The 22,579-nt window shown below is 36.3% G+C and carries 21 protein-coding genes; 17 read left to right on the top strand and 4 right to left on the bottom strand.

The features are described from left to right. The first annotated feature begins 50 nt into the window (after positions 1-50). The 3 genes from D2K40_RS14775 to D2K40_RS14765 all read left to right on the top strand — a co-directional run bounded on the left by D2K40_RS14775 (position 51) and on the right by D2K40_RS14765 (position 4,536). Positions 51-1,307 carry an MFS transporter gene (locus D2K40_RS14775; RefSeq protein ID WP_117157122.1) on the top strand — a complete coding sequence of 419 codons (1,257 nt, stop codon included), beginning with the start codon at positions 51-53 and terminating at the stop codon, positions 1,305-1,307. A gap of 259 nt (positions 1,308-1,566) precedes the next feature. Beyond that, positions 1,567-3,405: a glycoside hydrolase family 3 protein gene (locus tag D2K40_RS14770; RefSeq protein ID WP_117157112.1), complete on the top strand. Its 1,839-nt coding sequence runs from the start codon at positions 1,567-1,569 to the stop codon at positions 3,403-3,405. A gap of 156 nt (positions 3,406-3,561) precedes the next feature. Next, positions 3,562-4,536, top strand: coding sequence for a phosphotransferase family protein (locus tag D2K40_RS14765; protein ID WP_117157111.1), 975 nt, complete (start codon positions 3,562-3,564; stop codon positions 4,534-4,536). Positions 4,537-4,743: 207 nt separating this feature from the next. Here D2K40_RS14765 and D2K40_RS14760 read toward each other — a convergent pair whose 3' ends face one another. Then, positions 4,744-5,484, bottom strand: coding sequence for a class I SAM-dependent methyltransferase (locus D2K40_RS14760; RefSeq protein WP_117157110.1), 741 nt, complete (start codon positions 5,482-5,484; stop codon positions 4,744-4,746). Between the two features lie 363 nt (positions 5,485-5,847). Between D2K40_RS14760 and rsgA the strand changes: the two genes are divergently transcribed. The 13 genes from rsgA to D2K40_RS14700 all read left to right on the top strand — a co-directional run bounded on the left by rsgA (position 5,848) and on the right by D2K40_RS14700 (position 17,531). Then, the gene (gene rsgA, locus D2K40_RS14755; RefSeq protein ID WP_117157109.1) at positions 5,848-6,924 is read left to right on the top strand and encodes a ribosome small subunit-dependent GTPase A; all 1,077 of its coding nucleotides are present in this window, start codon (positions 5,848-5,850) and stop codon (positions 6,922-6,924) included. 242 nt (positions 6,925-7,166) lie between these two features. Beyond that, positions 7,167-8,780: an aspartate 4-decarboxylase gene (gene aspD / locus D2K40_RS14750; protein ID WP_117157108.1), complete on the top strand. Its 1,614-nt coding sequence runs from the start codon at positions 7,167-7,169 to the stop codon at positions 8,778-8,780. A 95-nt stretch (positions 8,781-8,875) separates the two neighbouring features. After that, on the top strand, positions 8,876-10,339 hold the full coding sequence (locus tag D2K40_RS14745) for a multicopper oxidase family protein (RefSeq protein ID WP_117157107.1): 1,464 nt from the start codon (positions 8,876-8,878) through the stop codon (positions 10,337-10,339). 35 nt (positions 10,340-10,374) lie between these two features. Then, positions 10,375-10,611: an SHOCT domain-containing protein gene (locus D2K40_RS14740; protein ID WP_117157106.1), complete on the top strand. Its 237-nt coding sequence runs from the start codon at positions 10,375-10,377 to the stop codon at positions 10,609-10,611. Between the two features lie 132 nt (positions 10,612-10,743). After that, complete coding sequence (locus tag D2K40_RS14735; RefSeq protein WP_117157105.1) at positions 10,744-12,219, top strand: hypothetical protein; 1,476 nt, start codon at positions 10,744-10,746, stop codon at positions 12,217-12,219. A gap of 197 nt (positions 12,220-12,416) precedes the next feature. Continuing rightward, on the top strand, positions 12,417-12,842 hold the full coding sequence (locus D2K40_RS14730; RefSeq protein ID WP_117157104.1) for a PH domain-containing protein: 426 nt from the start codon (positions 12,417-12,419) through the stop codon (positions 12,840-12,842). A gap of 90 nt (positions 12,843-12,932) precedes the next feature. Continuing rightward, positions 12,933-13,934 carry a tetratricopeptide repeat protein gene (locus D2K40_RS14725; protein WP_117157103.1) on the top strand — a complete coding sequence of 334 codons (1,002 nt, stop codon included), beginning with the start codon at positions 12,933-12,935 and terminating at the stop codon, positions 13,932-13,934. Positions 13,935-14,102: 168 nt separating this feature from the next. Further along, positions 14,103-14,594, top strand: coding sequence for a DUF2975 domain-containing protein (locus tag D2K40_RS14720; RefSeq protein WP_117157102.1), 492 nt, complete (start codon positions 14,103-14,105; stop codon positions 14,592-14,594). A 10-nt stretch (positions 14,595-14,604) separates the two neighbouring features. Next, a complete protein-coding gene (locus D2K40_RS14715; protein ID WP_117157101.1) occupies positions 14,605-14,823 on the top strand; it encodes a helix-turn-helix domain-containing protein in 219 nt (72 codons plus the stop codon). Positions 14,824-14,917: 94 nt separating this feature from the next. Further along, on the top strand, positions 14,918-15,682 hold the full coding sequence (locus D2K40_RS14710; RefSeq protein ID WP_117157100.1) for an isoprenyl transferase: 765 nt from the start codon (positions 14,918-14,920) through the stop codon (positions 15,680-15,682). A 124-nt stretch (positions 15,683-15,806) separates the two neighbouring features. Further along, complete coding sequence (locus tag D2K40_RS14705) at positions 15,807-16,307, top strand: GreA/GreB family elongation factor (protein WP_117157099.1); 501 nt, start codon at positions 15,807-15,809, stop codon at positions 16,305-16,307. Positions 16,308-16,388: 81 nt separating this feature from the next. Further along, positions 16,389-16,565, top strand: a complete 177-nt coding sequence (locus D2K40_RS16470; protein WP_162879235.1) for a hypothetical protein — start codon at positions 16,389-16,391, stop codon at positions 16,563-16,565. Between the two features lie 153 nt (positions 16,566-16,718). Then, a complete protein-coding gene (locus tag D2K40_RS14700) occupies positions 16,719-17,531 on the top strand; it encodes a manganese catalase (protein WP_117157098.1) in 813 nt (270 codons plus the stop codon). 118 nt (positions 17,532-17,649) lie between these two features. Here D2K40_RS14700 and D2K40_RS14695 read toward each other — a convergent pair whose 3' ends face one another. The 3 genes from D2K40_RS14695 to D2K40_RS14685 form a co-directional block, all read right to left on the bottom strand. Then, a complete protein-coding gene (locus tag D2K40_RS14695; RefSeq protein WP_117157097.1) occupies positions 17,650-18,372 on the bottom strand; it encodes a TspO/MBR family protein in 723 nt (240 codons plus the stop codon). Positions 18,373-18,555: 183 nt separating this feature from the next. Continuing rightward, the gene (locus D2K40_RS14690; protein WP_162879234.1) at positions 18,556-19,701 is read right to left on the bottom strand and encodes a DUF2927 domain-containing protein; all 1,146 of its coding nucleotides are present in this window, start codon (positions 19,699-19,701) and stop codon (positions 18,556-18,558) included. 91 nt (positions 19,702-19,792) lie between these two features. Continuing rightward, positions 19,793-21,115: a thermonuclease family protein gene (locus D2K40_RS14685; RefSeq protein WP_229666789.1), complete on the bottom strand. Its 1,323-nt coding sequence runs from the start codon at positions 21,113-21,115 to the stop codon at positions 19,793-19,795. Positions 21,116-21,374: 259 nt separating this feature from the next. On the opposite strand from D2K40_RS14685, the gene D2K40_RS14680 reads away from it, so the two are divergent. Beyond that, complete coding sequence (locus D2K40_RS14680) at positions 21,375-21,902, top strand: hypothetical protein (protein ID WP_117157095.1); 528 nt, start codon at positions 21,375-21,377, stop codon at positions 21,900-21,902. Positions 21,903-22,579 lie beyond the last annotated feature (677 nt).

Here is a 22,579-nt window from a genome sequence, read left to right as displayed (position 1 = left end):
GATAAGGTTATTAATTTTTTTGGTGATTATGAGGGAAGATGGTGTTTAATATGTCAGAGGATGATTTAGCACAAAGTTATATAGAGAATCAGGAGAAACAGAAAAAATTATATAAACGTACATTAATTATTGTTATTATTTCTCAAATGTTTGGTGGAGCGGGATTAGCTGCTGGAATAACAGTTGGAGCATTGCTTGCTGAACAAATGATCGGAACAAACGCATTTGCAGGTATTCCAGCTGCTTTATTTACTTTAGGATCAGCAGGAGCTGCATTAATAGTAGGAAGACTTTCTAACCGTTTTGGAAGACGAATTGGTCTTGCGACAGGATTTATAGTAGGTGGAATTGGAGCAGTAGGTGTGGTGATTGCAGCAATCATAAATAGTGTGTTTATATTATTTGCTTCTCTACTTGTATATGGAGCCGGAACAGCAACCAATTTACAAGCCCGCTATGCAGGTACCGACTTAGCAACCAATAAACAGCGAGGTACTGCAGTAAGTATAGCGATGGTTTCCACGACATTTGGTGCTGTTGCAGGTCCAAACTTAGTGGGTGTTATGGGGGATTTCGCTAATTGGGTTGGTGTTCCAGAACTCGCAGGACCATTTATTTTATCCGCAGCCGCATTTATAGTAGCAGGTCTTGTGTTATTTGTCTTTTTACGTCCTGATCCGTTTATCATTGCGTTAAAAATAAATGCGAATAAGCAAAAAAATGAGCATGATGAAAACGCAGATCCTACTAATCAACTCCAAAATAAAAGCGGCGTTGCGATAGGTGTTACGGTTATGGTACTTACTCAACTGGTGATGGTTGCCATTATGACAATGACACCAGTGCACATGGGGAATCATGGCCATAATTTGCAGGCAATCGGACTTGTTATCGGTTTTCATATAGGTGCCATGTTCCTTCCATCTCTCTTTACGGGAATTCTTGTTGATAAGATTGGTCGTTCTGCAATGGCGGTTGCTTCTGGCGTTACATTACTACTATCAGGGGTTATAGCAGCTATTGCACCGGCTGATTCAGTATTTATTTTGATTGTTGCTCTATCCTTACTTGGATTAGGATGGAATTTCGGCTTAATAAGTGGTACAGCCTTAATTGTCGATTCAACAGAGCCATCAACACGTGCCAAAACCCAAGGAACAGTGGATGTTTTTATAGCATTAGCAGGATCTTCTGGTGGTGCTTTGTCAGGAATGGTTGTTGCTGGTTCCAGTTTCGAAACATTATCAATTGCTGGAGGGGTCTTGTCCTTAATACTGATACCAGTGGTGATTTTAAGAGGTAGATAAAGGAAGCAAGGGACGGTTCTTTGCTTCCTTCCCTCCCTTACTTCTCCTTCTCCCCCCACTTCTCTCACTCATAAAAAAAACACAAAAATAAAAAAATGTTCACAAACTAAAAAAATATGGTAAAATTAAGTGGATTAATGAAACCGGTTTCTTTGGAAACTGAGCGTGCTTTTTAAGATTCAAAAAATGGCTAGGGAATGTTTTTTTAAAAAAATATCCTAAACTGATAATTTAGGATAGAGGAGGAAGAGGTATTAACATGAATAAACGTATTGTAGGTGTTTTATTAGTACTTTTTTTAATTCTTACCGGATGTAATGTTGAAACGAATGAAGAATCAGAAGAGAATACAGATGAGCAACGGGGTAAAATAGTAATTGAAACACATGAGGATATAGATAAGGCTATAAAAAAAATGACAGTAGAAGAGAAGGCTGGACAATTGATACAAGCAGAGCTGTCTGGTATTAAGCTTTCAGAGATTACAGATTTTAATATAGGTTCAATCCTAAGCGGTGGAGGAAGTGTACCAGCTGATAACACGCCAGAGGGTTGGGTTAAGGTGTATAACGAAATGCAAAGCGCAGCTAGAGAATCTTCATCTGGTATCCCAATTATCTATGGAATTGATGCTGTACATGGCAATAATAATGTTAAGAATGCAACGATTTTTCCGCACAACATTGGCTTAGGCGCAGCAAATAACCCTGAACTGATGGAGGCTATTGGGGCTGCAACAGCTAGAGAAGTTAAAGCAGTAGGAGTTGATTGGAACTTTGCTCCAGCTGTGTCTTCTGCCCAGGATATTCGATGGGGTCGAACATATGAGAGCTACTCAGAAGATATCAAAAAAGTTTCTGAGCTAGCAGTACCATATATTAATGGATTGCAAGGCGAAGGTGTTTTAGCTACAACAAAGCATTTTATTGGCGATGGTTATACTACTTTTGGCACAGGAGAAGATAGCAATTTAATTGATAGGGGAGATGTTACCGTTAGTAGGGAAAAGTTACTAGAAGGTAATTTACCTGCCTATGAAGCTGCAATAAATGCAGATACAAAATCGATAATGGCTACTTTTAATAGTATCGATGGAAAGAAAGTACATGGAGATAAAGAAATATTAACTGATTTACTTAGAGAAGAACTTGGATTCGATGGACTTGTTGTTTCAGATTGGGAAGCAATTCATACCATTGCGCCTACTTTAACAAAACAAGTTGCTCTGGCAATTAATTCAGGAATAGATTTATTGATGCAACCTTTTAATTGGAGAGATGTTTACTTCGCTATATTAGATAATGTGGAATCAGGAGAAATATCAGAAGAAAGATTGAATGAAGCGGTAAGAAGAAATTTAGTTTTGAAGTTTGAAGCAGGTCTCTTTAACGGGGAAGTAGAAAAGACACCAGGTGAAATTGGGACGGAAAGAAATAAAGAAATCGCAAGACAAGCTGTAGCAGAGTCTATGGTTCTACTAAAAAATGATAATATTTTACCACTTGAAAAGAGTGCAAAAATCTATTTGACTGGACCAGCTAGTGATAATGTTGGTGTTCAATCTGGTGGATGGACTAGTAGCTGGCAAGGAGAGATGGATCCAGATCTTTATGATGGTATTAGTTTAAAGGATGCCATATCTGAAGTGTTGTCCAATAATGGAGGAGAATTGGTAGATAATCCAGACGAAGCAGATATTATAGTCTTGGCTATAGGTGAAAACCCATATACTGAAATGGAGGGTGACACAGCAGATCTATCTGTTGATGGACCTCTATCATTAAATGGAAATGTCGAGGCAATTAATGAAGCTAAAGAATCTGGAAAACCAATTGTAACTGTTATGATTGCTGGAAGACCTTTACTAGTTGATGACTATTTGGCTGATTGGAACGGATTTGTTATGGCTTGGTTGCCAGGAACTCAAGGGAATGGTATGACTGATGTCCTTTTTGGTGATAAAGCATTTACAGGAACATTACCTGTAACATGGCCAAAAGTAAATGAACAAGCGAGCGATACAATGAATATGGATAATTATGAAGCAATAGATCATCAATTTAAATATGGTGATGGGTTAACAAATAATCCTCAATAATGTATCTGAAAATTTTAATTTAAATTAGTAGTGTAATATTTGCTTCCTCAGGTGATGACTTGGGGAGCATTTATTTTATACCCTGCTAAATAACCTTATGAAAAATATTGGGTTTGTTTATAAGTAACAACCCTAAATAGAGAAGGGAGAACTTGGATGGAAAGCATAACAAAAACAAAGGTTTCAGAGGAACAAATTTTGAAAATGGTAAGGAAAGCTTTTGGAGAAGAGTTAGAAGTAAAGAACATAGAAGAGCTTACGGAGGGATATTTCAACACTGCGTATTTAGTTGTTTTCAAAAATGGGTATAGAGCAGTGCTAAAGGTTTCACCTCGAAAAGAAGTGAAGGTAATGCGTTATGAGGAAAACTTAATGGAAACTGAAGTTTTTACATTGAATAGTATTGATGAAATGGGATCTATTCCTGTACCTAAAGTTCTTTTTTATGATAAAAGTAAAGAAATTATTGATAGCGACTATTTTTTTATGGAGTTTGTCGAGGGGAAACCTCTAGACACTATAAGTGATAAAATTAGTCATCAACAATATAATGCTATATCTTCACAACTTGGAAAGTATGTAAATGAAATAAATGGAATAGATGGAGAATACTTTGGTTCTATATCTCGAGCAGATAAGCGATTTAGTACATGGTCAGAAGCTTTTCTAAGCATGATAAAAGAACTTTTAGATGATGCTGAAGAAAAGGATGTAATACTTCCCTATACGTATGATGAATTATATCTAATGATTAGTAAGTACAAAGATGTTTTAAATAAAGTGAAAAAACCTTCTCTTGTACATAAAGATTTATGGGAAGGTAATATTTTCTTTGATATCAAATCATTTAGGATTACTGGTATTATTGACTGCGAACGAGCGCTATTTGGCGATAGCTTACTAGATCCAGTATGTGGATTTTGGTTAGATGACAAGAATTTCATGAATGCATATATGGATAAAAGTGAGTTGGACAAAGATGAGTCTATAAGAGTTGTAATTTATAAAGTATATTTATTTCTGTTGATGGTAATTGAAGGTGCTTATAGACAATATTCTGATAAGAGTATTGAAGAGTGGGCAAGAGAGCAGCTTGATGAAACATTAAAATGTTTAAAGAGTATTGGATAAAGTTACTAGTCAGTGCAGCATCTCCTGATCAGAAAGAAATTAATGGTTCGTTATATGAAGGAACTTCTAATCGAAAGAGCGAGTATACAATCTTAAATAAACAACAGGGAATTACAAAAAGACAAGGATGAAGTTACTCCTTGTCTTTTTGTTAGCGCACCGTCTTAATAGATGTTATACGTTTCTTTATCTAGCTTCAACAGTATTCTATCGTTGCATGATATAGAAAACATACCCATAATACTTACTATACTTTCTATACATTTCAATCTCTTTCTGTGTATTATCAAGTCGACTTATCCATTCGTCCTCATCACTATGAATTTCACGCAAAATAGATATTCTCTTTTCTAAATGAATATAATAATGATCCCACCAACTTGATTCTGGAATGATGAATTTATCTATTAATTTATATCCACACTTTTTAACTAATTCAATGTTTCCTTCAATATGATGTATGCTTGGGTAATCGGATTCCCAGAAATCTTTAATCTCCTTAGGGATATTCTCTTCAATCCATGAAACCTCACTAACAACAAGATATCCATCTTTTTTAAGGAAAGGCTTCCACTTTTTAAGTCCTTCTTCAAAGCCAATTATAAATATTGCTTCTTCAGACCAAATTAGATCTAGTTCGTTTTCTTCAAAATATTCACCTAAATTAAACATTGAACCTTGAATGGTCTTAATTTTATGATTAACTTTATTTTCTTGTGCATTTTCATTTAACCTGTCTAAAAATTGTTTTTGAGTATCCAGAGCATATATATTTCCATCTGTATGCTTTGCCAACTCTATAGTCTGCATTCCTGGTCCACACCCAATATCTAAAATATTTGGGTTGCTTGGAATCTCCTTTAATATTTCATAAGCCTTTTTGGTGGATTGGTTATCTCCCGGTCCCTCTCTAGGTATGTCTTTATGTATTTCAAAAAAGATATCCAACAATAGTCCTCCTTTTAACTGGGAATTGTATCACAATAATTTAAGTGGAAAATTCACAAACTGCTATCATTATCGAACTTCTATTAAGTAAATTACAATTCTATAGTATCATAATAATTTACAATTAAGTATAAATTATGGTAAAAAACGCATACTAAATTAATTTTGACATTAACAAATAGTGGAATTATAATTTACATGAGTAGAAATAAATAGTTAGTTAATATAAAAAAAAGGAAGGAGTTGTTTTTTATGTTTAGTAATTTTAAATTAGAGATTGTGACTATTCGGGAGGTGGATACAAAATAATATAGTGTGTCAACCTCCCATAAGTTGCAAATAAAACTTAGGAGGTAAATAAAATTGAGTAAAATAGATATGAAAAATTTAGGTCTTAGCCAAAGATTTTTGACTGAGGCTACTTTATATACAGGTCTATATATTGGGCGCATAATTTCACAGTATAAGAACCTATACAAGGTTGCAACAGAAAATGGAGAGATAATGGCACAAATTTCTGGAAAGTTTCGTTTTGATGCGACACTTTTGTCTGATTATCCAGCGGTTGGAGATTTTGTTATGCTCGATCGAACGGAGGATAGTAGCGGAAATGCCATTATTCACAAAGTGCTGACAAGGAAAAGTGCCTTTATTAGAAAGGCTTCAGGGACATCGAATGATGAGCAAATTGTCGCGTCAAACATTGATACGGTTTTTATTTGTATGTCGCTGAATAATGATTTCAATCTTCGCAGAGTAGAACGTTACCTTGGGATTACCTGGGATAGTGGTGCAATTCCCGTCATCGTACTAACAAAAGCTGACTTATGCGATAATCTCCAACAAAAACTGGTAGATTTAGAGACTGTTGCTTGTGGGGTTGATGTACTTGTTACTTCAAGTATGAGTGATGAGAGATATGTATCTGTTGAAAAATATCTTGGCAGTGGAAAAACTATTGCATTCATAGGCTCATCTGGCGTTGGGAAATCAACATTGATCAACAAGCTTCTAGGTGAAAATACGCTTATAACAAAAGATATAAGAAATGATGATAAGGGTAGGCATACGACTACAAGGCGAGAGATCATTGTTCTTCCAAGCGGTGGTGTTGTTATTGATACTCCGGGCATGAGAGAACTTGGAATCGATAGCGCCGATCTATCAAAAACCTTTGCTGATATTGATGAACTATCACTAAAATGCAAATTTAATGATTGCACGCATTCTAGTGAACCCAAATGCGCAGTGCAAGAAGCTATTAATAACGGCTTGCTGACTGAAGATAGGCTTTCAAATTATTTAAAGTTAAAAAAAGAAGCTAAGTATGAGGATTTAAATTTTAAGCAGATTGAAACTGAAAAGTTCAATGAAATGTTTAAAGGTGTAGGCGGTATGAAAAATGCCAGGAAGTTTATCAAAGAAAAAGGTAAAAAATAATGATTCACACCTACTACCTAAATGACTCTAAATATAAATAATATAGAGAGAAGATCTCTCTCGTAGCATGAAATACTCTAACAAAATAACCGTACTAAAATAGGATGATTTCTATTTTAGCGCGGTTATTTTTGTTTATTCAACACACTGTTACCAGAAAAAACATATCCGTTCAATTATAATCCATATTTATTGTGGAATACTCTTGTTAGGAAGATAGCAGTTTGTTTAGGAGGATCTTTATGGATGAACCAAAAAAGGAAAGTCAGCACTTAGAGAAAATAAGTCCGTTTGAATTGAAAGACAAGCTCATTGATCTTGCCACAGGACAAAAGAGAATGACTAGAGCGATGCTAGATGCAGGTCGTGGTAACCCGAATTGGATAGCAGCGACACCTCGGGAAGCGTTTTTTGCACTTGGGCAATTTGCTGTAACAGAGTCAAGAAGCGTGTGGAATGATGGTGACTTAGCTGGTATGCCGAGTCGAGTGGGAATTGCAGAACGCTTTACAAACTATGTGAAGGAAAATCAGCACGTTCCAGGAATATCATTGTTAAAAGAAGTTGTTGATTACGGGATCAGCGAGAAAAAGTTTGAGCCAGATGCATGGGTCTATGAATTAGTAGATGGCATTATTGGTGACAACTATCCTAATCCAGATCGGATGCTTGTACGAACGGAACAAGTTGTCCATGATTTTTTGTTAAAAGAAATGTGTGGACAAGATTCAGCATGTAGTTCGTTCGATTTATTTGCTGTGGAAGGCGCAACGGCAGCGATGTGTTATATATTTGAGACGTTATATAAAAATCACTTACTACCTAAAGGGTCTAAAATAGCGGTAATGGTCCCAATTTTTCCGCCGTACATAGAGATTCCAGAGCTGCCTAATAATGATTATGAAATTGTGAAGATAGATGCAATAGATGCAGATGAGGAAGGAGACCACACATGGCAATACCCAGAGGAAGAATTAGAAAAGCTAAAAGATAAGGACATCAAAGCACTGTTTCTCGTAAATCCAAGCAATCCGCCATCTGTTTCAATCAAAAGGGAATCCATTGAACAGATTGTACAGATTGTAAAACAAGACAATCCAAACCTGATGATTATTTCTGATGATGTTTACGGCACTTTTGTTGAAGGATTTCGTTCTCTAATGGTAGACTTACCTTATAATACGATTGGTGTCTATTCTTTTTCTAAATATTTTGGTGTGACGGGTTGGCGATTAGGAACGGTCGCGATCAACCGAACGAATGTGTTTGATCAATTAATTAAAGAGTTACCGGAAAAAGAGAAGGATGTTTTGAATAAAAGATATGCTTCGCTTACAGCAGAACCTGAGAACCTTCCGTTTATTGATCGAATGGTAGCAGATAGTAGAGACGTTGCGATGAACCACACAGCTGGATTATCGACACCACAACAAATCCAAATGGCGATCTTTTCAATTTTTGCGATGCTTGATACGACGAATGCATACAAGAAAAAGACAAATGACATTTTACATCGAAGAATGCACCTGTTGTATGAAGGTCTTGGTTTACCAAAGAAACACTTACCATACGAAGCGGACTATTATACCAAGATCGATCTAGAAATCTGGTGTGATCATCATTATGAAATAGGATTCACAGAGTACCTTAAAAAGAATTACAAACCAGAAGACATTTTATATCGCTTAGCAGAAAAGTCTTCGATTGTATTATTAAGTGGGGAAGGGTTCTTAGCACCAGCGTGGTCGATTCGCGTGTCACTTGCCAATTTAAACGACGAAGCCTACTCCCGAATCGGCCAAGAACTAAAGAATGTACTCGAAGATTATGTGGAAGAATGGAAAGGGAAAGAATAGCCGTTCCTGCCCCGGGGGTGCCTGTCACCACCCGGTTTTTGTCGAATGATGTTTCTACTGGTGTGTTCTGTATTAATTCTCGGAGGTGATATTTAATGAGTAGAAATAAATGGAAAATAATCTTTTTCTTCTCCCTTTTTACTTTGTTGGGTTGGGGCTTTTATATGTTTGCAGAAATGGGAGATAGAGTATTAGAGACTGAAACAGAAATTGGAAATAATGAAGGTGATACAAATTCTTTGCCAATCCCAAAATTACTTAAAGATAGGAACCCTGACCCCGATGTTGCGGAGTTTTATTTAGAAGCACAGCACGCAACTAAGGAATTTTTTACTGGGGAAAAAACAAATACGTATGGTTATAATGGCAATTATCTTGGGCCAATTATTCAAGTGAGAAATGGAGAAAAGGTTAAAATTAAAGTGAAGAATGAGCTCGATGATCCTACAACCGTACACTGGCATGGTTTAGAGGTTCCTGGAGAAATGGATGGTGGACCCCATCAAGAAATATACCCTGGACAAACGTGGGAGCCCAATTTTACCATTAACCAACCTGCTGCTACACTTTGGTATCATCCGCACCTATTACATAAAACGGGTGAACAAGTCTTTAAAGGCTTAGCTGGTCTATTCTATATAGAAGATGAAGTATCAGACGATTTAAATATCCCAAATGAATATGGTGAAAATGATATACCTCTAGTAGTGCAAGACCGACGATTTACTAGCGATAATCAATTTGACTATAATATAGGGATGAGAGATATGATGACTGGTATCTTGGGTGATACGATCTTAGTGAACGGTGCAATTCAACCCTCTTTAGAGATTTCAGAAGCAAAAGTAAGATTTAGAATTTTAAATGGATCTAATGCGCGTATCTACAACTTTTATCTGAGTGATGACATGCCTTTTTATCAAATAGCGAGTGACGGTGGTTTTCTCGAATCACCAGTAAAATTATCAAATCTTGAATTGTCACCTGGAGAGAGGGCAGAGGTTATTGTTGATTTCTCTAAAGCAGATATTGGAGATCAAATCGAGTTAAGAAGTGATGATTTTGAAGTAATGCGTTTTAAAGTGAAATCTAAAAATAACAATATAGATCTGCCTCAGGAGCTTGTAAAAATAAATAAGATTCCAGAAGAGCAAGCTACCGTGAAAAGAAGTTTTGACTTTCAAGGGATGGGGCCGATGGTTAGCATAAATGGGAAACAATTTAATATGGAAAGAATCGATGAACATTTAGATTTAAACGCTACTGAAATTTGGGAAGTTACTAATTCCGCATCAGGAATGGGAGGTATGGGTAGGATGGGAAATGTAGGCCACCCCTTTCATGCACATGGTACTCAATTTCAGATCCTAGAGCGAAATGGGCAAACACCACCTCCTAATGAAAGAGGTTGGAAAGACACCTTTCTTGTTTATCCAGGTGAAAAAGTGAAAGTTATTGCACAGTTTAAGTATCCGGGAATGTTTATGTATCATTGTCACATTCTTGAACATGAGGATGCTGGTATGATGGGACAGTTTCAAGTAGGATCTGGGAAATAACTGAAAGAAATCGTTTATGGAAAGAGGGATAAACAGTGGACTACGGTTTACGAATGATGATGGGTGGAGGATTTTATTTTTGGCTTGTTCCTTTAGTGATTTTTTTGTTTGTAGTTTATTCAGGTTATAAAGCATTTGGACCAAGGAAGAAGTCCGTTAACAGTAATAGTGATAGTAAAACTCCTCTTGAAATAGCAAAGTCAAGCTTAGCAAATGGGGAAATTTCTGAAGAAGAATATGAAAAAATAAAAAGAAAGCTAGTTAAGGATTAAGGTGGTGCCTGTCACTACCCGCTTTTTGTCGAATGAAGTTTTTTAAGCTCTCTCTTTTCTGTCATATTGTAGTATAATAAAATGATTATTACATACTACAACAGGGCTATGACAACCAAAGGGGGAGTTTTTTTGAGTAAACTACTTACAGTGCCATTGTGGTTTGTTTTCTTACTATTCATTCTAGCAGCTTGTTCGCATTCAGGTAACGTCGAACAAACGCAGGGTGGGCTGTTGGAATCAGAGAATAAGGAAACTACTAGAGAAGAAGAGGAAGTAAGTCAGCAAGCACTCAAATATTTATCGGCAGTACAAGCAAAAGATTATTTTGAGGTCTACAATATGATTTCGGATGTACATAAAGAAGCTGGTTTAACGTTAGAAGAGCTGTCTATTGATTTCAGTCGATCATCGATTCCTTTTGAAAATTTTAATCCAAAGGTGATAGCTGTACGAGATCGTCATCCTCGTGAAATAGCTAGTGATAATATCGACGATATGTTTTATCTTGTGTCTGTCATGTTTGAATCCAGTGGGGAAACCCGGGAAGATTATCAGGCCTTTGATCAATCAGATGTAAAGTGGGTGGATAGGAGGATCTGGTTTCATCAAGAGAGCGGTGAATGGAAATTCTATGGTACCGATGATCAAGAGGGGATTACATGGAAACCAGATGTCTATCAAGCTGCATTAACATATATAGAAACAGTGAAAGATCAACAACCAGATCAAATATTCTCACTTTTGTCAGATTTTTACCCGGCTTATGGGGAGTCGGCAAGTTCTATAGGTAATCACATAGCGTATAGCGGTGGTTCTGTTAAACATTACATAATCAAAGAGATAACGGATGATTTAGATTTATATCATCAATATGAAGACACTATTACAAACAATCTCGTGCGCGTAGAAATCTATTACGTCAAAGAGGATGGAGAAGAGTTTGGAGTTTTCCCTAATGCTTTTCATAAGACGTGGTACTTTCATTTAGAAAATGGTGCATGGAAGTTATTGGGGTTATCTAAAGATGATTTAGGTGAAAATATTTATATTTGTTATTTGGAAGAGACGTGTATGGAATACTTTACGAATCCTGTTGATGAAAATGTATCTGAACCTTTCTCAAGTGAATCTGGATCTGGTGAAGCATATCAAAGCGATGAGTCTGCAGAATCCTATGTTAGTGAAGCCGAACTAGCGGTGGCTAATAATGACTATACACTGTATGAAGATGATTTTGTATTCAGAGGAATTACTTTAGATATGACTGTTGATGAGGTTGCGGCAGTCACTGGCCAAAGATATGATAATGTTGGTGAATCAGGTGTAAACATTTATGCGTTTGATGGTTTTTCGCTCATACAAAGAGAAGGATCAGAATCTTTCACGCTCTCATTCATGGATGAAACACTAACGACAGTTCGAGGTATTTCTATTGGAAGCTCATTAAGAAACCTGATAGATAAATATGGGACCAATTATGAAGAAGAAGTGTTTGATGACGGATATAGATACCTTCACTATCGTAACTTAGCGTTAGGAAAAGAGTTTGTATTCGGCGTGTCAAATGGAGAAGTACAACAGGTTAATTATAGCAAGCTAGAGTAGCCGTGCTAGAGGTGCCTGTTCCGGGGTGCCTGTCACCACCCGGTTTTTGTCGAATTTTTTGAGTGTAATCAGAGTATAAACCTCGACCTAAGTATATTTCTATATATTTTACTTTTGCTACTATTAACGACAGGAGTTTGTTAATTTATCCAGAAGTATATACTGTGAAGAAATATATATTTTAGGGAGTGAAGTGTATGGGTTTAATGGACGGTCTACTAGGCAATTATTCTGAGGTATCAACTGACGAGCTGCAAAATCAATATGGTCAGTATTTAATGCCTGATGAAAAAATTGAAATGGGATTCAAATTAGTTCGAGATACATTTATATTTACGGAGCAACGGTTAATCTTGCTTGATCATCAGGGTGTAACAGGAAAGAAAACGCGGATACATTCTATTAGTATGGACGCTATTTTCGATGTGACAATGGAAACTGCGGGAACAGGTTTTGATGATAGTGAACTAACTATTCACTATATTGTTTCACCTTATTACAGAGCAAACAATGTGGAGACAACCACCTATACGTTTGAATTTGGCAAGAAGTTTAACGTGCAACCAATTTATGTTGCGTTAACAACGCTTGCGCATGAAAATAAAAATAAGATTAATAAATAATAAAGATGTGAATGCCTGTCATCTCCTGTCATTTGTTTGTTTCGACAAATATCGGGTGGTGACAGGCACCGTTAGAAAGGTGTCTTTCGAGTGGAATTGGAGTTACAACAAGAATTGCCTAAAAAGGGTTATACGGTAGCTGCTGAACTATTAGTAAGCCTACCTTCAAGTGATCGTTTTCTTGAAGATCTTTCTTTGATTTTAAAGGAATGTGTTTCTTCAGAAAGTAATCTTCCTGACGATATACATATTTTGTACACGCAGTTAGTGCGCGTAACTACCTCTCAGGAGGAATACAAATCTATTTTAATACGTGATTTGGAAATTATTTTATTTGAAATTATGGAGCCGACAAATGATCCAGCGGTAATCTACATAGATGAACAGGAAGAAGAGGAAGTTTGTTCGCTGTATCAAAAAGCTTTAGTAGATAACGCAGATGCCCAGTTAGAACTGGCTCATTTTTATAGATCAATCGAGCGTGATGAATGGGCCTTTGACTGGTTTAAAGTAGCAGCTGATACCGGTAGTGCGGATGCTCTTTATTGGCTAGGTAATGCTTATTTTGTTGGAAAAGTTGTGGAACATGATTTGGAAAGAGCTTATTTTTATTATAAAGAAGCTGCTGAAAAAGGACATGGAGACGCACTAAACAATTATGCAGATATGTATTTGCGTGGGGAGTATGTGGAGAAGGATGAAAAAATAGCGCTAGAACTTTTTAAGGCAGGAGCGGATAAAGGCGTACCAGAAGCAATGTACACACTTGGCTATATGTATGAGAATGGTGTTGGGACAGAAGTAGACATGGGAGAATCCAAACGATGGTTTACCGAGTCCGCCCTTTTTGGTGATGTGTTTGCAGCAAATCGTCTAGGACATGAGGCGGTGGAAGAAGGCCTGGGGGATGAAGCGATATCTTGGTATCAAATGGCTGCTGATCGGGGTGACTCTTACGGGGAGTTTAATCTTGGACTTTGTTATGAGAATGGGATTGGAACCCAAGTTAATATGAAAAAAGCGAAGTATTGGTATCAAAAAGCTGCTTTGAAAGGTGATGATCATGCAAAGCAGAGGTTGAAAGAGTTTTAATAAGGGGTCAGACCCTCTTCGTGGACACTTGTCCATAAGAAGGGTCTGACCCCTTTCTGATTTCCTGCCACAACAAAAATAGCTTGTATTTTAATAATATTTTATTGTAAAACGATAAATAAATTGTTAAAATACAAGTAGAAAAAATATACAGGTGAGGTGTATGTGATGAATCGAGGGTCAACAGTCTTTTTAAAAATAGCTATTTTTCTAATTGGAATTCCAGTGCTTGGTTTATGTGTCCTTTTATTGCCAAAGATAGCAATGGAAGCAATTGAACAAGCGCAAGATGGAGCAATGTTAGCTTACGTTGTATTTGGTCTTCTAATTATTATGTATGGATCGGCGATACCGTTTTATGTTGCATTGTATCAAGGGTTATTGCTTTTAAGTTATATTGACAAAAATCAGGCTTTCTCAGAATTATCCGTGAACGCGCTTAGGAAGATAAAAAACAGTGCCAAACTAATTTTTGGTTTGTACGTAGTTGCTTTACCGTTGATTTTTATCATAGCGGAGTGGGACGATGCACCTGGTCTCGTATTACTCGGGATGGTTATTGCGGGCTCTTCCTTGATTGTCGCAGTATTTGTTGCTGTTCTTCAAAGACTCCTGCAGCAAGCGATCAAGATAAAATCTGAAAATGATCTAACAGTCTGAGGTGAAAAAGATGATTATAATCAATATTGATGTGATGCTGGCAAAAAGGAAGATGAGCGTAACCGAGCTTTCAGAGAGGGTTGGAATAACGATGGCTAACCTTTCTATTTTGAAAAATGGAAAGGCAAAGGCGATTCGGTTATCAACTTTAGAGGCGATTTGTAAGGCGCTCGATTGCCAACCAGGGGACATTTTAGAATACAAAAGTGACGACGAAACGCAAACGTAAAATCTGATACTATGCTGTGATTGATGCTTGATGGTTCAGTCCGGAACTAAGTATGGAGGATTTAGGAAAAAAACAAGATTTGAGGGGTTTGACAATGAACATGAAAATTCCTTTTTTAACTAAAAAAGATGAGAAAACAAATTTTTATTATACGGAAGGTCATATACCGGAGCATGTAGCAATCATTATGGACGGTAATGGACGCTGGGCCCAGAAGCGAGGATTGCCAAGGTTTGCTGGTCACAAAGAAGGATTGTCTGTTGTTGTTAAAGTAGTAAAAGCAGCAGTAAAATGCAATGTAAAGGTATTGACGATGTACACATTTTCCACGGAAAACTGGAAGCGTCCAAAGCCTGAGGTCGAATTTATATTGAAGCTTCCCAAAGAGTTTATGCATGTTTATTTGCCAGAGATTAAATCTAATAATGTACGCGTTCAGGTAATCGGTAATATGGAGACTCTTCCAGTATCTACACGTGAAGCTTTGCAATATGCGATTGACTCTACGAAGGATAACGATGGTCTTCAACTGAACCTAGCCCTCAATTATGGAAGTAAACATGAAATGCTACATGCGATGAAGGGTATGTTTACTGATCTGATCGATGAAAAATTCTCAATTGATGAAGTAGATGAACAGCGGTTTTCAAAGTACCTAGACACGGCTGATATGCCAAATCCAGACTTGCTAATTCGAACTGGTGGAGAAAAACGTCTAAGCAACTTCCTGTTATGGCAGATGGCCTACACCGAGTTCTGTTTCAGTGATGTGTTGTGGCCAGATTTTTCCGAGAATGAATTTAGACTTGCGCTGGAAGAATACCAACTACGAAAAAGAAGATATGGCGGACTAGGATAAGAGGTGCCTCTCCGATCTGGGGCGGTGCCTGTCACTTCCCGTTTTTTGTCGAATGAAAAAGGCGTTATTGAAGTGGATGATTATATATTGTTAAGGATTAAAACTAAATATTAAGGAGAGTAATATGCAGATTAAAATCACATCTAAGGGAAAGCAATTGATTCTTCAACAAATAGCTGATCTTGAACAAGAATTGAAGCAAGTACGTAATGATAAAAATATTGCATATCATGCTTGTGGTGATGATAAGTTAGCTAATCCTAATTTCCATAAATTAGAGCAAGATGAAGACATATTAATAAAACGCATTCAAGAAATTCAACAGGTGTATAAGAATGCACAATTTATTGAGTTTGATGAGCGTAATACGGAAATAGTTGATATTGGTTCTATCGTGAAGTGTTCGTTTGAGTATACAAATTTTACGGAAGAAGACATATATGAAATCGTCGGTTACGGTGAATCTAATATAGAGGAAAATAAACTTTTCTATGATACACCAGTTGCGAAAAAGTTGATCGGTTTAAAAGTTGGCGAGGAGACTATTTTGTCCGTTCCTTCGGGAAAAGTGAAATGTAAGGTGTTAAAGTTGTATAGCGGATGGGAAGAAGTAGGAATTAAATAGATGTAACACTTCTTGTTTTTTTGTCGAAAGAAAAGATAGCAAGAATGGACGATGAAGTCATTCTGTACGAGGGGTGAAACTATGGGCTTTTGGTATTTTTTAATATTATTTGCGGGAATCTTTTTGGTTATTAAAGGGGTACGTGGTAATAAACAAACCAGCTTAATAACTGTGGGTCTTTTATGTATTGCATTATCACTATTTATGTTTTCACCTGGAAGTGCTGAATTCATTTCAGAATTATTCAATTTAGAATAGATTTTGATCATCTACGTTATTATTAATGAACTAATACTTTTGTTTTAAACCCAAAAATGAAAATGGTTTATTTTTGTTATAATAAAAATACCTAAATTCTTCATAATAACCTTACCAGAGTTATTAAGAGCTCTGATAAGGAGGGATTTTAAGGTGTTTAGTCATATAAAAGAACTTCAATACAATGCAAAGCCAAGTCAGCCTGATCCAGTCTATGCAAAAAAGCTGCAAGAAATTTTAGGTGGGCAATATGGAGAAATGTCTGTTATGATGCAGTATTTATTTCAAGGGTGGAACTGTCGCGCTGAAAATAAATACAAAGATATGATAATGGATATTGCAACTGAAGAGATAGCACATGTAGAAATGATTGCAACAATGATTGCTCAATTATTGGATGGTACTCCTGCACATGACCAAGAGCAAGGGGCTAAAGATCCTGCAGTAGAGGCAGTGTTAGGTGGAATGAACCCACAGCACGCAATTGTTAATGGATTAGGAGCTCAACCAAATGACAGTGTTGGATTTCCTTGGACAGCACGTTATACGATAGCAAGTGGAAACTTATTAGCTGATTTTCGCGCAAATTTGAATGCGGAATCACAGGGGAGGCTTCAAGTGTGTCGACTTTATGAAATGACTACTGATCCAGGAGTAAGAGATATGTTATCGTTTTTAATTGCACGTGACACGATGCATCAACATCAATGGATGGCTGCCATTGAGGAACTAGAACAAACTCAGGGTGCTATAGTACCAAGTACGTTTAATCAAGAATATGAGAAACAAGAAGTTTCATATTCCTTCATGAATTTCTCTCAAGGCGAAGAAAGTAGTACTGGGAGATGGGCGAACGGTTCAACAGTGGATGGGCAGGCAAACTTTGAATATGTTCAAAATCCAGAAGCAATGGGACAAATACCTACCTTACAACCAGGACCTCCATATATTCATGGAACACGCTAGGTGCCTGTCACTTCCCGTTTTTTGTCGAATAAAAAGGGGCAGATTAGTATAGATAAACAAAAAATGGGGAGCATTTAGCTCTTCCATTTTTGTTGTATCTATTATTTTTTAAGTTAAATCAATGACGTTTTTTAAGACCAAATAAAGCAACTATAAATACAACGGCTGCACAGAAATAAGCAGCATAAGAAACAGTTGGATAATCTGATAAATTCCTAACTCCTATTCCAATGAAAGCCCAAACGAATACGAGTGGGTAAGCAACATCTCTTTCTTTCAAACGGAATATCGCTGCTAATACAGTAGCAACAAAGAGCATTGTGATCGTCCAGAAACTATCTGATAATCCAAAGCCATTCCAACCAAATTCAACAAGAACATAGCTAATGTTTGCTATTGTTGCAACACTAACCCAACCTAGGTAAACAGAAAAAGGTAAAAGGTCACTAAAGCTCGTTGCAACAGCCTTCACACGAGTGTATAGGGTGATTAGATTGATTAATAGGGCAACCATGATTACGACAGAAAAGACGAAATACTCGTAATGCCATAGAAATAACCAAAAACTATTCAACAAACAGCTTAAGACAAATAGTGGGGTTGCTTTAATATAAACAGGTAAATTCCGTCGTGCTTTAGGTAGCTGACGAAACACCCATATCGCTAATAGCAAATAGATAACTCCCCATATACTAAAAACATAGCCAGCTGGTGTGAATAAAACGTTTATTCGATTAGAGATTTCTGAAGTGGTTTGTCCGTTGAATGGTAATGCGTTAGACAAATAATTGATTATGATAACAAATACTAGTGCCAAAAAGTTAATAAAAAATCGTAGCATTTTTCTCACTCCTTTACAATTATATATTCACCTTTTTAAGAAAAGAAAACCTTATTTTTGCTGATTATATATAGTGAGTAGTAATCAATTAGTCAATACCAGCAATGTTAACCCAAATAAAAATCCCCTCTCTATAATTGAAGAGGGGGGAGGCTTTAAATAGTTCCCTACAAAGCGAAGCAGTTACTTTGTCCTTTCATCTAATGTTTCAAGAATTTCTTTTTCCCTCATTCCTATTTCAATATCTTTTCTATAAAGCAATTCAATCACTTTTTTATCTAACTTTGAATAACTTAGGTTTAAACTTTGGCCTTCATCTTCATGGAAAATGCTATCTTCGTATTTAGGTGAATCATTCCCTAACCCTAGAATTTGTGTTAATTCTTCTCTTATTTGATGGTCACGGTCTATTTGGTCAGAACCGAAAGTTCCTATTGTGATAATTGCTTCCGTTATTTCGCCATTGGTTTTGGGAAAATAAGTGAAATAAGCCCAATTTCCCAATGTAGCATTTGGTATATATTTTCGAAAGTCACCTTGAGGGACAAAATAGATGTTTACATTTTCTTTTGTGTCCTCATTTTCTTTTATAACCTGTATGTTTACCGTCTTTATTATGTCATTCAATTCTTTTACTACTTTATCTATTGTTTCTAAATCCGCATTTTTCGGATTTCCCTGGACTTTAATATAAATGTCTTCTAGCCATTTCTTGACGTAAGGATCTCCACCATATTCTGAACCTAATGCAATTTCGGTGAAGTATTCAACTTCTTTTTTGGTGTAAGTAGTATGGTCGATCGTAAAGGTTACTTCTTTTTCAACGGTAAGTTTATTACTTTCTTTTGTAGCGAGGATTGATAAACGATGTTTTCCCTCTTTTTTGTAAGGTGTGTTCAATTTATACGGTTCCTCGTCAATTTTCACTGAATAACTAACGCCTTCCTCTTTTTCAAAATCTATCTCTACACTGTCGGCATAGATTTTACCTTCTTCCACTCCATTTACAATAGGCTTTTTTGGTGGAACATCGTCAATCTCAAAAGAAACAGTTGTTTCCGTTTCTTTCTCATTTTGCTCTGCTATTACTTTGACTGTATGTTTTCCGTTTTCATCAAATGTCACACCGAGTTCATAGGGTTCTTCATTTATAAATGATTTGTATACAACATCTTTTTGCTTGTTCTTTACTGTTATTTTTATTCCATCATCATAAACTTTCCCTTTTTCAACGCCTTCGATAATTGGTTTTTCTGGTGCTTTTTCATTACAAGCAGCTGTAAAAGTTGTTAAAACTATAATAAACAATATACTTAATGTTCTTTTCATCATTAACTCCCTTTTCCTAAGGCTAACTGTAAATTATAAGACTTATGGTTTCCTTATTAGGTCTTTTCTATTTTATTTTTGCTAGGCTTTACTACAAACTCTCGCACACTAGTCCATCACCTTCACCATCGAGTCGATGAGGGTCTTGATCTGGTCCACCGGCAGCTTCATAGAATTTTTGTGCTTGTTCTTGGCTGTCAAAGTCACCACAATCACGGTCAGGTCCATTTGGATCATATGGAAGAGTAGTGTCAGTCGATTGGTTGGAATTAGTTTCGCCCTCAACTTCTGTTTCGTTTTGATCTGTTTGTTGGAAACCATCACTACTTACATAACCAGGGATGCTCCAGATTCCTAATTCAGCGCTTTTTGCTCTGTTTTGAGCTTTCATAAAGGCACTTGAATGTGTGTATGGTGGGTTATAGACGTAAGCGTATCGAGCAAGCCCTTTTTCCAAAAGCATTTGGTTAAAGTTCTTTCCGTCAACCCATAGGTACGCTAACAATCGGTCATATTTATCACGTTTCGGACCATCATACTCAACTCCAACCGTTTTACCTGATAGTGTGTCCTTTGCAAATTGACTCGCTTCAGGGCCGAATTTTTGAACAGGTAACCTCGGGTGCTTTGTTTCAGGTGTATCTACTAACAATAAACGGACATCTTCTGTCTTTCCGTTCAGATTGATTTCAATCGTGTCCCCGTCAACAACGCGCGTAACGGTAGCTGTTGGAAAATTAGAATCTGTCGAAGTACTGTCGTCTTGGTCAGATGTTTCATCTGTACCCGTGTTTTCTTGTGATGTGTCTTGAGTTGACTCTGTATTAGAACTGTCATTTTGTTCAGGCGTATCGTTGCTTGTATCCGCGCTAGAATTTTCCTCTTGTTCGTTCGTAGACTTTTCTTGATCAGATGATGATTCTGAGTGGTCTTGCTCTTTATTCTGCTCTTCTGCTGCTTCTTGATTTTGATCCTTATCAGTAACCGTATTACTGTTAGTATCAGTCTCTTCCTTATTTTCTACCTGTTCATGACCAACCACAGCCTCAGGTTCTTGCTGTGCAGTTTGATCTAAGGTAGGTGAAGGGATTATTAATCCGATGAAAAATAATAGAAAACCTATCGTTGAGATGATAAGTCCTCGTCTTTTGGGCTTTTTCTTGAATGAAGCAGTAATGAGAGATCCAATTCCTATTATTAATCCCAAAAAACCTATTGCAAAAATAGCAGTTCCCGGTTCACCTTGTTCAGTACCAGCTCCCGGAAAAGCAAAACTTAAAAAGAATAAGAAAAACCCTGATAAAAGCAGGTTATCAGCTTTTGATTTATTTGTCTTTCTGAAAAAAGCTACAATTAACCAGGGCATAGCAATCAAAATAATAAGAAATCCAATGACTCCTAAAGTCATCCCCATCTAATCACTCCTTTTAGTTGTATGAGAATTCATGGTCTGTGTTTAAGGTTTTCATAGATAATACACTTATAACAACAAAAAGTATTGTAACACGTCACGTACGAATTCTCTATTGAATTGGTATAGGGAAGCGGGTTATTTAGGTGATATATCTATGTGAAAAATTGCCTGGTATGGTTATTCTATTTAAATGATTCATGTTAAGAACAAATTCTTCATATTCTAGTAGGTAAGTATTAATTGGTTGAGGAGGAGATTTATGTTGTTACCAAGTATCGATGTTGGTCTCATGAACGAGCATTTAGCTGCACACAAAGGAATTCTTCATAAATTAAAAAAATATTATGCAGAAGTAGGTGATCCCTACTTAAAACAAATGATTTATGCTCAGATAATCATTATGGAAAGTCATGTAGTTATAATGCTTAATTTGCTTGAACCTAACAATAATCAATGGTTACAAGTAGTTCCTTTACAAGAAGTTTTACAACAAGTAAATGTAAGTCAAATCAATCCCAAGAAAATGGAATCAGACAAACTAATTGCATTGGAAGTACATTCTACTTCAAAATTTTTAGCTAATGATAATTTCCTTTCTGGACTAATGATGAAAAATGATAATGTAAAACAGGTTCATTTTGACATGGCGTATCAGCAAGCAAGTTTTGAAAAAATGTATGGTGACTATCTTGAGAAAATGGGTTGGTCACTAATTCCAAAAGTAACAGTTGAAGAGCAATTAAAGGTGATCAACCATTATAAAGGTATGTTTTATAAATGGAGTTAGAGTTTCATAGCTAAGCTGTAATTCTATTATGTTCCCTTCGAGGTAGACTTTCTTTTAGTCTACCTCGAAGTTTTTTGTTATTTAAATAAAGTTTATATTGATTATTTGGTTTAGGATACGCTGTTAATGGGAAATGATTATTATGAAAAGGGAGATTTGTGCGAATTGATTCTTAGTTATCTTAATAGGTAGAAAGCGTTGGATCGTAGCATAAGAATGTTTGAAGGTGATGTACCAAGAGCATAGAATTGTTTCTTTAAAAAATTTGTATATATAATGAAGGAATTGTTATAATGAATAGTAATCACATCAAACAAGGTAATCAAATGATTACCTTACTCGCAAGAACTTGCGAAAAATGTCGATTTATCTGTTGACTTTTTAGTGAAACATGATATGATTGTTTAGCTGTCGAAATAATACTGAAAAATATTTGATTTACAAATTGAATTTTGTTCAGTTATGAGATAGTAGCCACATTCAAGTCATCATTTCATTACGAAACTAAAAAGTAAAAAAAAGTGTTGACATGATAGTTTGATAGATGGTATGATATAAAAGTTGTCGCAAACGAGCGGTAACAAAAATTGATCTTTGAAAACTGAACGAAACAACCAGTATGTTAAGTAAGAAACAAGCTAGTATTTTAAATGAGCAACCAAGCTCGCATTTTATGG

This window comes from Paraliobacillus quinghaiensis, from assembly GCF_003426025.1.
GTDB lineage: Bacteria > Bacillota > Bacilli > Bacillales > Amphibacillaceae > Paraliobacillus_A > Paraliobacillus_A quinghaiensis.
Note: the sequence above shows the minus strand (reverse complement) of the source record. Positions and strands in the feature narration are given on the sequence as shown.

Coding starts and splice junctions, on each gene's coding strand:
- D2K40_RS14715 (WP_117157101.1), top strand. CDS start 14,605: ATGATTATAATCAATATTGATGTGATGCTGGCAAAAAGGAAGATGAGC.
- D2K40_RS14695 (WP_117157097.1), bottom strand. CDS start 18,372: ATGCTACGATTTTTTATTAACTTTTTGGCACTAGTATTTGTTATCATA.
- D2K40_RS14705 (WP_117157099.1), top strand. CDS start 15,807: ATGCAGATTAAAATCACATCTAAGGGAAAGCAATTGATTCTTCAACAA.
- D2K40_RS14730 (WP_117157104.1), top strand. CDS start 12,417: ATGGGTTTAATGGACGGTCTACTAGGCAATTATTCTGAGGTATCAACT.
- D2K40_RS14685 (WP_229666789.1), bottom strand. CDS start 21,115: ATGGGGATGACTTTAGGAGTCATTGGATTTCTTATTATTTTGATTGCT.
- D2K40_RS14720 (WP_117157102.1), top strand. CDS start 14,103: ATGAATCGAGGGTCAACAGTCTTTTTAAAAATAGCTATTTTTCTAATT.
- D2K40_RS14680 (WP_117157095.1), top strand. CDS start 21,375: ATGTTGTTACCAAGTATCGATGTTGGTCTCATGAACGAGCATTTAGCT.
- D2K40_RS14770 (WP_117157112.1), top strand. CDS start 1,567: ATGAATAAACGTATTGTAGGTGTTTTATTAGTACTTTTTTTAATTCTT.
- D2K40_RS14765 (WP_117157111.1), top strand. CDS start 3,562: ATGGAAAGCATAACAAAAACAAAGGTTTCAGAGGAACAAATTTTGAAA.
- D2K40_RS14710 (WP_117157100.1), top strand. CDS start 14,918: ATGAACATGAAAATTCCTTTTTTAACTAAAAAAGATGAGAAAACAAAT.
- D2K40_RS14745 (WP_117157107.1), top strand. CDS start 8,876: ATGAGTAGAAATAAATGGAAAATAATCTTTTTCTTCTCCCTTTTTACT.
- D2K40_RS14775 (WP_117157122.1), top strand. CDS start 51: ATGTCAGAGGATGATTTAGCACAAAGTTATATAGAGAATCAGGAGAAA.
- D2K40_RS16470 (WP_162879235.1), top strand. CDS start 16,389: ATGGGCTTTTGGTATTTTTTAATATTATTTGCGGGAATCTTTTTGGTT.
- aspD (WP_117157108.1), top strand. CDS start 7,167: ATGGATGAACCAAAAAAGGAAAGTCAGCACTTAGAGAAAATAAGTCCG.
- D2K40_RS14690 (WP_162879234.1), bottom strand. CDS start 19,701: ATGAAAAGAACATTAAGTATATTGTTTATTATAGTTTTAACAACTTTT.